This is a genomic window from Microbacterium helvum (genome assembly GCF_014779795.1).
Classification (GTDB): Bacteria; Actinomycetota; Actinomycetes; order Actinomycetales; family Microbacteriaceae; genus Microbacterium; species Microbacterium helvum.
Genome location: NZ_JACXZS010000006.1, coordinates 234,483 through 247,089 on the forward strand (window position 1 = coordinate 234,483; position 12,607 = coordinate 247,089).

General features: G+C 70.7%; 14 protein-coding genes. 8 read left to right on the forward strand and 6 right to left on the reverse strand.

Annotated elements, in window-relative coordinates; all coding sequences use genetic code 11:
- Positions 1 to 231: 231 nt before the first annotated feature.
- The 6 genes from IF188_RS11040 (at position 232) to IF188_RS11065 (ending at position 5,619) form a co-directional block, all read left to right on the forward strand.
- Positions 232 to 1,632: an MFS transporter gene (locus IF188_RS11040; RefSeq protein ID WP_191171922.1), complete on the forward strand. Its 1,401-nt coding sequence runs from the start codon at positions 232 to 234 to the stop codon at positions 1,630 to 1,632.
- 69 nt (positions 1,633 to 1,701) lie between these two features.
- The gene (locus IF188_RS11045) at positions 1,702 to 3,312 is read left to right on the forward strand and encodes a peptide MFS transporter (RefSeq protein ID WP_224751735.1); all 1,611 of its coding nucleotides are present in this window, start codon (positions 1,702 to 1,704) and stop codon (positions 3,310 to 3,312) included.
- Between the two features lie 75 nt (positions 3,313 to 3,387).
- The gene (locus tag IF188_RS11050) at positions 3,388 to 3,648 is read left to right on the forward strand and encodes an AbrB/MazE/SpoVT family DNA-binding domain-containing protein (RefSeq protein ID WP_191171856.1); all 261 of its coding nucleotides are present in this window, start codon (positions 3,388 to 3,390) and stop codon (positions 3,646 to 3,648) included.
- 5 nt (positions 3,649 to 3,653) lie between these two features.
- Positions 3,654 to 4,061: a PIN domain-containing protein gene (locus IF188_RS11055; RefSeq protein WP_191171857.1), complete on the forward strand. Its 408-nt coding sequence runs from the start codon at positions 3,654 to 3,656 to the stop codon at positions 4,059 to 4,061.
- Between the two features lie 154 nt (positions 4,062 to 4,215).
- Positions 4,216 to 4,884, forward strand: a complete 669-nt coding sequence (locus IF188_RS11060; RefSeq protein ID WP_191171858.1) for a hypothetical protein — start codon at positions 4,216 to 4,218, stop codon at positions 4,882 to 4,884.
- A gap of 42 nt (positions 4,885 to 4,926) precedes the next feature.
- Positions 4,927 to 5,619 carry a hypothetical protein gene (locus IF188_RS11065; protein WP_191171859.1) on the forward strand — a complete coding sequence of 231 codons (693 nt, stop codon included), beginning with the start codon at positions 4,927 to 4,929 and terminating at the stop codon, positions 5,617 to 5,619.
- Here the strand turns inward: IF188_RS11065 and IF188_RS20560 are convergent.
- Positions 5,574 to 8,063: a LuxR C-terminal-related transcriptional regulator gene (locus tag IF188_RS20560; protein WP_318152861.1), complete on the reverse strand. Its 2,490-nt coding sequence runs from the start codon at positions 8,061 to 8,063 to the stop codon at positions 5,574 to 5,576. The two genes, IF188_RS11065 and IF188_RS20560, sit on opposite strands and share 46 nt — an antisense overlap.
- Before the next feature lie 108 nt (positions 8,064 to 8,171).
- Here IF188_RS20560 and IF188_RS11075 point away from each other — a divergent pair, with 108 nt between their 5' ends.
- Together IF188_RS11075 and purU are read left to right on the forward strand one after the other, a co-directional pair.
- The gene (locus IF188_RS11075) at positions 8,172 to 9,389 is read left to right on the forward strand and encodes a PxKF domain-containing protein (protein ID WP_191171860.1); all 1,218 of its coding nucleotides are present in this window, start codon (positions 8,172 to 8,174) and stop codon (positions 9,387 to 9,389) included.
- Positions 9,390 to 9,463: 74 nt separating this feature from the next.
- Positions 9,464 to 10,336 carry a formyltetrahydrofolate deformylase gene (gene purU / locus IF188_RS11080; protein WP_191171861.1) on the forward strand — a complete coding sequence of 291 codons (873 nt, stop codon included), beginning with the start codon at positions 9,464 to 9,466 and terminating at the stop codon, positions 10,334 to 10,336.
- A gap of 6 nt (positions 10,337 to 10,342) precedes the next feature.
- Here the strand turns inward: purU and IF188_RS11085 are convergent, their stop codons facing one another.
- The 5 genes from IF188_RS11085 to IF188_RS11105 are packed head-to-tail and all read right to left on the reverse strand — an operon-like array spanning position 10,343 to position 12,583.
- Positions 10,343 to 10,732: a type II toxin-antitoxin system VapC family toxin gene (locus IF188_RS11085; RefSeq protein WP_191171862.1), complete on the reverse strand. Its 390-nt coding sequence runs from the start codon at positions 10,730 to 10,732 to the stop codon at positions 10,343 to 10,345.
- Entirely contained in the window at positions 10,729 to 10,965 is a 237-nt protein-coding gene (locus tag IF188_RS11090; protein WP_191171863.1) for a type II toxin-antitoxin system Phd/YefM family antitoxin, read from the reverse strand. Before IF188_RS11090 ends, IF188_RS11085 begins: the two co-directional genes overlap by 4 nt.
- 36 nt (positions 10,966 to 11,001) lie before the next feature.
- On the reverse strand, positions 11,002 to 11,880 hold the full coding sequence (locus IF188_RS11095; RefSeq protein ID WP_224751736.1) for an IclR family transcriptional regulator domain-containing protein: 879 nt from the start codon (positions 11,878 to 11,880) through the stop codon (positions 11,002 to 11,004).
- Positions 11,877 to 12,281, reverse strand: a complete 405-nt coding sequence (locus IF188_RS11100; RefSeq protein WP_191171864.1) for a type II toxin-antitoxin system VapC family toxin — start codon at positions 12,279 to 12,281, stop codon at positions 11,877 to 11,879. The genes IF188_RS11095 and IF188_RS11100 overlap by 4 nt, the downstream gene beginning before the upstream one ends.
- Complete coding sequence (locus IF188_RS11105) at positions 12,278 to 12,583, reverse strand: type II toxin-antitoxin system VapB family antitoxin (RefSeq protein ID WP_191171865.1); 306 nt, start codon at positions 12,581 to 12,583, stop codon at positions 12,278 to 12,280. Before IF188_RS11105 ends, IF188_RS11100 begins: the two co-directional genes overlap by 4 nt.
- Positions 12,584 to 12,607: the final 24 nt, after the last annotated feature.

Genomic DNA, 12,607 nt, shown 5'->3' on the forward strand with positions numbered 1-12,607 from the left:
CGTTTCGCGCCGACCTTGCCCATTCGGCGCCGACCTTGCCCGTTCGGCGCCGACCTCGCCCGTTTCGCACCGACCTCGCCCGGGCACGGTCGGGAACGACGGGGCACGGTCGCGGACGAAAGGGCACGGTCGCGGACGAAAGGGCACGGTCGCGGAGCCGGCCATCCGGCGCGCCGATAGCCTGAAGGGATGGGCACGGGTGAGGACGACGAGAGAAGACGACTGACCCGGATGCCCCGCCAGGGCGCCATCGTGGCCGTCCTGGCGATCGCCGGACTCGCCTCGTCGTTCATGTTCACGCTGGTGGTCCCGATCCAGTCGAAGCTCCCCGAGCTGCTCGACGCGAGCCGCGAAGACACCGCGTGGGTCGTCACGTCGACGCTGCTGGCGGCGGCGGTCATGACGCCGATCGCCGGACGACTCGGCGACATGTACGGCAAGCGGCGCATCGTGCTGGTGCTGCTGGCGGTCATGGTGCTCGGCTCCGTCATCGCCGCGGCATCCCCCGGCATCGTGGGCGTGATCATCGGACGCACGCTGCAGGGCGCGGTGACCGGCGTGATCCCGCTGGGCATCTCGATCCTGCGCGACGTGCTGCACGAGGACCGCGTCGACGCCGCCATCGCGCTCATCAGCGCCACCCTGGGGGTCGGCGGCGCGCTCGGCCTGCCGATCAGCGCTCTCATCACCGAGCGCAGCGACTGGCACGTCCTTTTCTGGGTCGCCGCGGCGCTCGGCGCCATCGTGTTCGTCCTCGTGCTGTGGATCGTCCCGGTGAGCGCGCTGCGCACCGGCGGGCGGTTCGACTACGTCGGCACCGCGGGACTGGCGCTGGGCCTCATCGGAGTGCTGCTCGCCGTCTCACGCGGCAACGAATGGGGCTGGGGCTCGCCCGCGGTGCTCGTGTGCGGACTCGGGGGCGTCGTCGTGCTGCTGGTGTGGGGCTGGTACGAGCTGCGCACTCCCGACCCGCTGCTCGATCTGCGCGTCGCGGCCCGCCGGCCGGTGCTGCTGACCAACCTCGCCTCGATCGCGTTCGGCTTCTCGCTGTTCGCGTCGAACGTGATGTATCCGCAGCTGCTCGAACTGCCCGTGTCGGTGGGCGGCTTCGGGCTGTCGCTCGTCGCGGCGAGCCTGGTCGTCATGCCCGCCGGTCTCGTCATGATGGTGCTCTCGCCGTTCTCAGGCCGGCTCGCCCGCACCGTCGGCCCCAAGCTGCTGCTCGTGCTCGGCGCGATCGCCCTCGTCATCACGTACGGCTTCACCCTGCTCTTCTCCACCGAGGTGTGGCAGATCCTGGTGGCGAACATCGGCATCGGGTTCGGCATCGGGTTCGGATACGCAGCCATGCCGATGCTGATCATGCGCTCGGTGCCGCAGTCCGAGACGGGCGCCTCGAACGGCCTGAACGCGCTGTTCCGCTCGCTCGGCACGAGCACCGCGGCCGCGGTCGTCGGCGCCGTGCTGGCGACCTTCGTCGTCGACCTCGACGGCACCCCGGTGCCGGGGCCGGCGGCGTTCCAGGTGTCGTTCCTGCTCGGCGGCGGCGCCGCGGTGATCGCGCTGCTCGTGGCGCTGTTCATCCCGCGCCGGCATGCCCCCGAGGAGCGGCATCCCTCTCTCCCGGAGTGACCCCCTACTGCCGTGAACGTCGCCCGCCCGCTAGCCTGACGTCATCCGGGGGGCGACGGGAGCGAACGCATGGACGGGCGTGATCAGGGATTTCAGGGTGACGAGGACGACCCCAGGGCCCAATCGGCCGGGCGGGTCCCCGAGCAGGACCCCGTCGGACCGCCCGACGGCGCGGCAGCGGCGGCTGCGCCGGTCTCGGCCGCCGCCTCGGCCGCCACGTCGCTCGCGGCGGACGACGGCGCCGACCACGACACCCGGTTCTTCGGTCAGCCGTGGGCCCTGGCGCACATCTTCGGCGTCGAGATGTGGGAGCGCTTCAGCTTCTACGGCATGCAGGGCATCCTGCTCATCTACATGTACTACTCGGTCGCCCAGGGCGGCCTCGGCATCGACCAGGCCACGGCGACGGGCATCGTCGGGGCGTACGGCGGCACCGTGTACCTGTCGACGATCCTCGGAGCGTGGGTGGCGGACCGGCTCCTCGGCTCGGAGCGGGTGCTGTTCATCAGCGCGTGGATCATCATGGCCGGCCACATCGCCCTCGCCCTGCTGCCGAACCTCGCCGGACTCGGCGTCGGCCTGATCCTCGTCGCGGTCGGCTCGGGCGGGCTCAAGGCCAACGCGACCGCCGTCGTCGGCACGCTGTACACGCCGAAGGACGCCCGCCGCGACGCCGGCTTCTCGCTGTTCTACCTAGGCATCAACCTCGGCGCGTTCCTCGGGCCGATCGTCACCGGCTTCCTGCAGACGAACGTCGGGTTCCACTGGGGTTTCGGCGCGGCGGCCATCGGCATGGCGCTCGGCCTCATCCAGTACTCGTTCGGCCGCAAGCAGCTGCCGGCCTCGTCGCGCGTGGTCGCCAACCCGCTCCCCGCGAACCGTCGTGGCGTGATGATCGGCATCGCCGCGGCCGGCCTCGTGCTGATCGTGGTGCTGGTGCTCACCGGCGTCATCCGCGCCGACAACCTGTCGAGCGTCGTGATCCTCGTCACGCTCGTCGCGGCGGTGGCGTACTTCGCGGTCATCATCTCGTCCCGGCAGATCAGCGGCGACGACCGTTCGCGGGTGATCGGCTTCATCCCCCTCTTCATCGTGAACGTCGGCTTCTGGTCGCTGTATCAGCAGCAGTTCACGGTGCTGACGATCTACTCGGACCAGCGCCTGAACCGCAACATCCTCGGGTGGGAGATGCCGGTCTCGTGGGTCAACTCGATCAACCCGATCTTCGTCATCATCCTGTCGGGCGTCTTCGCGTGGATCTGGACCAAGCTCGGCGACCGCGCCCCCTCGGCGCCGGTGAAGTTCTCGCTCGGCGCGATGATCATGGGCCTCGCCTTCCTGCTGTTCCTGCCGTGGGCGAACGGCGCACCCAACTCCACGCCGCTGCTGGCGATCGTGCTGATCCTGTTCGTGTTCACGGTGGCCGAGCTGTTCATCTCGCCCCCCGGCCTGTCGGTGACCACCAAGCTCGCCCCCGAGCGCTTCCACACGCAGATGGTGGCGCTGTACTTCCTGTCGATCGCGCTCGGCACCGCGATCGCCGGCTGGCTCGCGCAGTTCTACAACCCGAAGGACGAGGTCCCCTACTTCACGATCCTCGGCGTGATCGCGATCGTTCTGGGCCTGGCGCTGCTGGCCGCGGTGAAGCCCGTGCTGAAGCTCATGCGCGGGGTGCGCTGATTCCTTACTCTTGAGCTGATTCCTTTCTCGAGTGATGATCGTAAGGTCATCAGGAAATGGAAAGGATGCCTCGCCATGTCCATCGCGACGCTGACGAGCAAGGGCCAGATCACCATCCCGAAAGAGATCCGTGACGAGCTCGGGCTCGTCGCAGGGTCGAAGGTGATGTTCGTGACGCTCCTCAGTGGAGAAGTGCGCATGGTCAGGCGCACGGGCAGCATCGAAGATCTGGCGGGACTGCTCCACGATCCGAACCGGCCCGCCATGACTATCGAAGAGATCAATGAGGCGATCGCCGAGGGCGGTGCCGCAAGCGGCATGCGGGGCCTCCGATGATCGGGATGTCCGGGGTCGAGCTCGTCGGCATCGACACGAACGTGCTCCTGCGGTACATCGTCCGCGACGACGAGGAGCAGTATCAGGCGGCGAGGCGGCTGCTCGAGTCGCTCACCGTCGAACGTCCCGGGTTCATCGCTCAGGTGACGCTCGCCGAACTGGCCTGGGTGCTCGGCCGCGTCCACAAGCTCACGAGGACTGACTGCCTGCTGGTCATCCATCGACTCGTCCAGACCGAGGTGCTCGAGTTCGACGACGGTGAGAGCGTCGTCCGTGCGCTCGCCCTCGCCGATGAAGGCGCAGACTTCGCAGACGCGCTCATCGAGGGCATCATGAACCTCTTCGGCGCGACCGAGACGGTGACCTTCGACCGCCACGCCGCCGAGAAGCTGGGCTGGCGACTTCTGGAGTGAACTGGATGCCTGGGCCTCCGGATCCCTTCGCTCGCGGACGTCTCACCCACGGTGGGGACCACTGCGGCCGGGCAGAAAGTGCACTGGCGTCCTGGGAACCCGGCGCGGTCGACTGCGTGATGCGGCACCAGCCGCCTCACGGAAGGAAGAAGCCATGACCACGACCGTCGACGCCGACGTCGCTGCGGCACGTCGCACCCGCCGCATCACCGTCGCCCTCGCGTGGACCCTCGCCGTCGCGTGGGTCGTGCTCCCCACCTTGCGAGCCGTGTTCGTACTCGTGAACGGCGCAGAAGGAATGGACTACCCCACAGCGGCGGACGTACCGGCGCTCGAAGTGCAGTCAGTGTTCGGAGGTGCGACGTTCCTCGCCCTCGGCATTCTGACCATCGCGCTCGCCGTCGCCGTCCGCCGCCTGCAGCCGGCGTCGTCCGGGCCGGGCACCGGGGCGCTCATCGCCGGCGCGACCGCCGGGATCGGACTCGTATTCGCCGGCGTTCAGGGCCGGACGATGTACAGCTGGATCTCGGCTAACCTCGGCGAGGCGGCGTCGGATCACGACGTACAGGCGGCGGCGTTCTGGGTGCTGAACATCGTGTCGAGCACGGGGCTGTTCGTCGCCGCGGTGGCGACTGCGGCCTGGACGCTCCTGACGACGATCGACGGCAGGGCGTTGGCCCGCGGCTGGGGCTGGGCGGCGAGCGTCGTGGCGATCGTGTTCGCGGGAGCCGCATGGGGGCTGGTGCTGCCGGCCGCTCAGTACCTGTGCGGGCCGTTGTTCGTGCTGGTCGCGATCGGACTCACCCGCTCGCGTCGGCGTTGACGCGCTGGTGCCGCGCGTCCTGCTGCCCGAGACTTCTCGCAAATGCCTGACCTGGGGGTTCTCATCGTCGACGTGGGCGTCACGGCCGTCGCCGCGGCGCTGGCCGTCGCGCTCGTCGTCCATGTGATGCGCGCACCGCGGACGGCGCTTGCCACCGTGGGTGTGATGTGCCTCGCGCTCGCGATGCTCGCGGCGGTGTGGCAGCCGGCGGATTCAGCATGGGATGCCGCGCTCAACACGATCGGGTTCACCTTGGTGTTCACGTCCTACCCCGACGGGCACCTGCAGCCCCGGTGGCTCGCGGCGCCCGTCGCCGTGTTCGCCCTCGTGGCGGGGATCGACCTGTTCGGCGGAGCGGCACTGGTCGCATCGCCATGGTGGCAGCTCGTCCACCTGCTGGAGGCCGGGCTGATCGTCGTCACCGTGCACCGCTACCGCCGCCGGCTGTCGACGCCCGAGCGCGAGAGCGTGCGCTGGGCGATCCTCGGGGCCGCGATCACCTTCGTCGGGATGCCGGTGCTGGTGGTGACGGCATCCCTCTCGGGACGCACCGTGGCACAGCTCGGCCCATGGGGTGAGGCGGGTGCCGCGGTGTTGGTCGCGGCTACGCCGGTCGCGCTCACGATCGGGCTCGTCGCACCGTCACGCCCGCGCCGCTCGCGGCACCGGCGTGACGGCATCCACTCGTCTCATACGACCGCGCCGACGTCAGGGGGCCGGCTGACCAGTCCGTGACGGAACGCGTACGCGGTCGCCTCGGCACGGCCGCGCACGTCGAGCTTGCGGTAGATCGACCCGGTGTGGTGCATCGTCGTCTTGGTCGTGATGTGCAGCCGTGCGGCGATCTCTTTGTTCGTCAGTCCGTCGGCGAGCAGTTCCAGCACCTCGCGCTCGCGCGTCGTGAGCACGGCATCGTCGCGCACGGCGTCGCTCTCGGTCTCGGCGCGGCGCCGCAGCCACGGCACGGCCTCGGCCGCCGCCTCGGCGAGCGACAGCATGCCGCCGCCCGCGATCGCCGCGGCCGCATGCCGCGCCCCGAGCCGCTCGGCGATCAGCACCCGCGCCCGATCGAGCTCGCCGCGTGATGCCGGGGCCATCGAGCGCAGCACCCGCTCGCGATCGGCCTCGACCGCGCCGAGGATGCGTCCGGCGAACGCGAAGTCGCCGAACGCCACCGCGATGAAGACGGAGTGGATGAGCGAGACCGCCGACAGGTACGACCAGCCGCGCTGCGCGCCGGCCGACAGCCGGGATGCGCACCAGCGTGCGGCGATCCCGGGCCGCCCGGCGGCCAGCTCGACGCGCGTCATCACGCCGAGCAGGAACCACTCCCTGACGGCATCCCGTTCCGCCTGAGCCAACCGCAGCACCTCGGCCGGCGACGGCACCGCTGCGCCGGCCGGCACGCTGCCCGCGGGCACCGTGTGAAGGAGGATGGATGCCGCCACGATCGCGTGCGGGTCAGCCACCCGCTCCGCGTGTCGCAGCGCCTCCAGCGCCAGCTCGACCGCCCCGGGAATGTCGCCGGTCGCGTGGCGGCCGGCGGCGATCCACACGTCGAACCGCGCCGCCCACGTGCCCCGCGCGTGGGCGATCGCGATGCGACGACCCTCCGACGCGGACGACATCGTGTTGCGCATGTCGCCGGTCGTGATGCCGACCAGCACCGAGATCATGAGCGCCTGCAGCGCGAGCTCCGGGTCCTCGTCCGGCTCGACCAGGGCGAACCCGCGCGACCAGCGCTCGTCGATGACCGCGGCGAGCGACACGCCGTCCGGCGTCAGGGCCAGCGCGTACGCCGACCACAGCCACACGCGCGCCTGCTGCGCCACGCTCAGCGCGGCGACAGCGTTGCTCGCGATCAGGCGCTCCAGCTGGGCGCCGACGAGCGCCCCCTCCGGCTCGCTCTCCAGCACGGCGGCGCAGCCGACGAGCCAATCCGCCGCACGGTCGTCGTCGGACGCCACGAGGCGCTCGGCCTCGGCGGCGAGGTCGCGTCGCAGCACGTGCGCCAGCGCACACGTCGAGGGCCGATCGGCTCGCGCCTGCGCAGCAGCGGCGTCGGCGAGCACCTCGCCGAGATGGCGCCGGTAAGCGTCGCGGACGGCGGGCCGCACACCCCGCTCGGCGATGAACCGCCGCAGGATGGGCAGCATCGTGAACACCGGTTCGTCGCGCACGGAGCCCGCGGCCTCGAGCAGCCGCAGGTCCTGAAGCCGCTCCAGCGCGTCGGCGACATCGCCGGCGGGGCGGCCGCTCACCGCCGTTGCCGACGCGAACGCAAACGGCCCCGAGAAGCTCGACAACGATTCCAGCAGCGTGCGATCCCGTGCGTCGAGCGCGCCGACCGTCCCGGCAAGGGCCTCGCGCATTCCTCCGCGCGCCGCGTCCGCTCGTGCGCTCAGCATGTCGAGCGCGCCCTCGCCGAAGTCGAGTTCTCGTGCCAGCCTCGGCAGCGAGAGCGTGCGGACTCGGGCCGCAGCGAGCTCCAGCGCGAGCGGCAGGCCGCCGACCAGCCGGCAGATGCGGACGACATCGTCGACGCTGCGCTCGTCGAGGCGGAAATGCACGTCGCCACCCGTCGCCCGGTCGACGAAGAGCCGCACGGCCGCGCTCGAGAGAGCTTCGTCGACCGTGGCGCCCTCGTCGGGCACATCCAGCGGCAGCAGCGCGACCTGGCCGTCGACGCCCTCCACCGATGTGGTGTGCGCGACGACGACGCGCAGCCTCGGGCACCGGGCCAGCAGCAGTCCGACCTCGTCGGCGACGAGCGGGCCCCCGTCCGCGTGATCGAGGACGAGCACGCGTGAGCTGCCGCCGATGACGCGAGCGAGCCGCTCAGCGGGAGCACCTCGGCCGTCGCGGGCAGACTCGCCGCCGATGCCGAGGCGCCCGGCGACATCCGCGAACAGCCCCGAGGTCGCCGGCACGCCGTCCAGGTCGACCCGCCACACGTCCGCGGCGGCGAGCAGCGACGGCGAGCGCGAGAACGAGGTCAGCAGCGCCGTCTTGCCGACGCCGGGGCGCCCGGTGACCGCGACGAACCGCCGGCCGTCGTCGAGCAGGTCGCGCAGGCGGGACTGCTCGCGTTCACGCCCCAGCAGCTCCACGCCCGTCACCGCCCGTACGACGCCGGCCCGCCGGGCGGCATCCCGTTTCCCCAGTCGAAGATCGGGCATTTGCCCGATGCGCTCAGCGTACGACAGCGCTTCGCTCGACGGGAGGCCACCGGCACGGCGGCCGGAGCGCGTGGACGGGCGGTCCGTCCGCCGAGGCGGGAGGAAATCATGAAGCGCAGATGGGCGGCCGGACTGGCCGCGGTGGCGGCGGCGGTGGTCCTGGCCGCGGGTGCGGCGACGCCGGCATCCGCCGATGACGACGTCTGGGTCCGAGGTCCCGCGTCGGCGTACGTCGCGTTCGACAGCGGAGCGGCGACCGTCGGGATCCCTGCCGACGAGGTCGAGCACGTCACGTTCTACGGTGCTCGCTGCTGGACTCCGTGGGAGGAGCTCGGGGACTGGGTGGGCGGGGGCGTGGTCGTCACGACCGACTACGCCGACACCGACGCGGTGTCGTGCACCGTCGAGGCGATCGTCGACTACTGCTACTGGGAGGTCTTCTTCCACCGGTGCGACGGGGTGAGATTCATCGAGCTCCATGCGACGGGTGGCCCGTTCCATGTCGACTCGGTCTCGCCGACCGCGTACGCGGCGCACCCTGTCGGCACCTACGCCAACGCATCCGGCTGGTATCGCTCGCCGGGAAGCATCCAATGGGTGGGATCCGACTCGATCTCCGGCATCGCCGAGTGCACGACGACCGGGCTCGGCGGCCCCGACACCGCCGGGCGCACCGTCTTCGGCGGCTGCACCGATCTCGCCGGCAACCGCTCGGGGTCGTTCGCCTTCGCGTACAAGTACGACGCGACGCCGCCCGTGCTGGCGCCGTCGGTCGCCTCACCGCTCGCACTCGGCGCAACCGCCGCTGCCGACCCCGGCGCCACCGACGCGACCTCGGGTGTCGCGACGTCGTCGTGCAACGGCGGTGCCCCGCTCGACACCTCCGCAGCGGGGACGCACACCGTCGCCTGCACCGCGACCGATGTCGCCGGCAACACCGCCACCGCCCCGGCGACGTATCTCGTGGGGTACGGGTTCTCGGGCTTCGGCGACCCGGTCCGCGCCGACGAGGTCAATCAGGTCAAGGCCGGCAGGGCCGTCCCGCTGACGTTCCACGTCACGTCGGACGCCGCCGGCACGCCCGCCGCCGACCTCGACGCGGCGAAGGTCACGGTTCGCGCGACGAGCCTCTCGTGCGACCTCGGTGACACGCCGAACCTCATCACCGAGACGGCGACCGGCGCGAGCGGTCTGCAGAACCTCGGCGGCGGCGACTACCGGTTCGTGTGGTCGAGCCCGAAGTCGTACGCCGGGTCGTGCAAGCTGCTCACCGTCGACCTCGGGGACGGCATCGCCCATACGGCGCAGTTCGCGTTCACGCGCTGAGCCGAAGAGGGGGTGGATGCCGGCGGCCGCGCCCGTCGGCATCCCCTGCTCCCCTGACAGGGCAGAATCGAACAATGGCCGCCGAACAGCTCAAGCCCGATCACGTCTGCCTCATCGTGCACGGCAGCGACCAGCCGGGGATCGTCGCGGCCGTGTCGGCCATGATCACGCGCATCGGCGGCAACATCGTCGCCTTCGACCAGTACTCCGACGACCCGACGGGCGGCGCGTACTTCCAGCGGGTCGTGTTCCACCGCCCGGGCTTCGCGGCCGACCGGCCGGTGATCGAGGCCGAGATCGCACAGACCCTCGAGGGCTTCGAGCTGGAGTGGTCGCTGACCGACCAGTCGGTGCCCAAGCGCATGGCGATCCTGTCGTCGAAGCAGGACCACTGCCTGCTCGACCTGCTGTGGCGCCACCGCCGCGGCGACCTGCCGGTCACGGTCCCGATGGTGATCTCGAACCACACCGCCTCGGCCGAGGACGTGCGCTCGTTCGGCGTGCCGTTCTTCCATGTGCCCGGCGTGCCGGGGCCCGACAAGTCGGCCTCTGAGGCGAAGATCCTCGAGCTGCTCAAGGGCAACGTCGACTTCGTGGTCCTGGCGCGCTACATGCAGATCCTGTCGGGCGACTTCCTCGCCGAGCTGGGCGTGCCGGTCATCAACATCCACCACTCGTTCCTGCCGGCCTTCATCGGCGCCGAGCCGTACAAGAAGGCCAAGGAGCGCGGCGTCAAGCTCATCGGCGCGACCTCGCACTACGTCACCGACGACCTCGACGAGGGGCCGATCATCGAGCAGGACACGGTGCGCGTGACGCATGCGGACTCGGCCGCCGAGCTCGCCCGCCGCGGTGCCGACGTCGAGCGCCAGGTGCTCTCGCGCGCCGTGCTGTGGCATGCGCAGGACCGCGTGCTGCGCCACGGCAACCACACGATCATCTTCTGAGGGACCTCAGCGTCGCGCGTCGCGGACCCACGTCTCGCCGAGGCCGAGCAGCACCGCGTCGGACGTCAGCAGGTCGAGCGACTCGACCTTCGCCTGGGCGAGCAGCATCCGATCGAACGGGTCGTGGCGGGCGAGCGCCGGGAAGGCGGCGAGAGCGGCCGCATGCCGTGAGGTGAACGGCAGCTCGACGAGCCCCGACTCGTCGAAGACGCGCGGGTACGCCGCTCCACCGGGCAGCTCGATCCGCCCGAGCAGATTCTTCACGGTGATCTCGAGGATCGACGCCGACGAGTAGTGCACGCGGCCCGACGTGTCGATCGCATGGCGCGCCGCCGGACCGAGGTCGGCGGCATCCCGATACAGCCACAGCAGCGCGTTCGTGTCGAGCAGGATCACGAGCGTTCGCCGTAGAACAGCTCGGCGACCTCGTCGTCGATCCCGTCGAACAGCGTCGGATCGTGCGCGGGCTCGGACCGACCGAGCCCGTAGACGACCGAGATGTCGCGGTGCGGGATGATGTCGACGACCGGGACCCCGGCCCGCGCGATCGTGATCTCTTCGCCCGCGAGCACGCGCGCGATGAGCGCCGACAGCTGCGATTTGGCCTCATGGACGTTGACTTGCGTCACGCCTTCAGGATAGGCACGCAGCTTGGCTAAGTCTAGCTAAACCAGGCGCAGCTCCGCGTCGATCTCGACTGCCGTGCGCTGCAGCGGCGGCAGGTACTGCTCGACGACGTGCTCGACACTGTCGCGCGTCGCGCTGGTCGAGACGTTGACGGCGGCCACGACGTCGCCCCGTCGGTCGTGCAGCGGCACGGCGACCGATCGCAGGCCCGGTTCCAGCTCGCCGTCCACGAGCGCCCACCCCTGCGCGCGGACGCGGTCCAACGCCGCCCGCAGGGCGGCGGCGTCGGTCACGGTGCGCTCGGTGAGGGAGGGCAGAGCGGATGCCGCCAGCACGGCGCCGGCCACGGCATCCGGCATCCCCGCCAGCAGCACGCGACCCATCGACGTCGCGAACGCCGGGAAGCGGGTGCCGATCGTGATGCGGACGCTCATGATGCGCCGCGTCGGCACGCGGGCGACGTACACGATGTCGCCGCCGTCGAGCACGGCTGCCGAGACGCTCTCATCCACCTCGCGAGAGAGGCGTTCGAGGTGAGGCTGCACGATCTCGGGAATCGACAGCGCCGACAGGTAGCTGAACCCGAGCTCGAGCACGCGCGGCGTGAGCGAGAAGAGCCGCTCGCCGCTGCGGACGTAGCCGAGCTGCTCCAGCGTGCGCAGGAATCGGCCGGCCGCAGCGCGCGTGATGTCGGCACGACGGGCGACCTCGCTCAACGTCAGCTCGGGGTGCTCGCCGTCGAAGGCCCGGATGACCGCGAGCCCGCGCTCGAGCGACTGGACTGTACTGTTCGAGCGGGCCGCGGCGCTACTGTTCGAGCGGGCCGCGGCGCTACTGTTCGAGCGGGCCGCGGCGCTACTGTTCGAGCGGGCCGCGGCGCTATCGTTCGAGCGGGCCGAGGCGGCGGCATCCGTCATTCGCCGTACTCCTCGAGAGCGGAGCGGATGTCGGTGTGCGAGAAGTCGTCGCCGATGTACAGCAGCGGCTCGTCGGCCACATGAGCGAGAGCATAGCTGTAGGAATCGCCGAGGTTCAGCTTCGCGGGGTGGCCCGACCCACGCCCGAAGTCCCGATACGCGACGGTCGCCACGTCGGCCTGGATCTCGTCGAAGGGGACGACAGTGAGCCCGGTCTTGGCGACCAGCGCATCGAGTCGGCGCAGTCCGGTCGGACCGCCGCGCCCGAGTGCCACCACGCGGGCTTCGACGAGGGTTGCGGCCGAGATCTGTCCGCCGAGACCGGCCAGGAGCATTCCGATGTCGTCCGCCTCGGCCTCTTGCTCGAGCACGGCGATCAGCGCCGACGTATCGACGATCACTTCGGCAGGCCGAACTCGTCGTAGAGCCAGTCGGCGTGGTTGCGCATGGCCTCTCGCTGCTCTGGTGTCGTCTCGGCGACGAAGGCGGCCGAGATGCGTTTGATGGCCGCGATGCGGCGTTCCACCTCTTCGGGTGGATATTTCGGAGCGGGACGCCCACCCCGGGCGCCGGCATCCGTCTGCAACTCCTTCAGCCGCCGCCGCACGGCGTCTTCTACCGCGCTCGTCTGGCTCATGCCGGTCAGCTCTGCCAGCTCACGCACCAGTGCGTGGGTGCGCTCATTCTTGATGTTGAGGCTCACGGTCGCAGTCTACCCAGGTAGAAG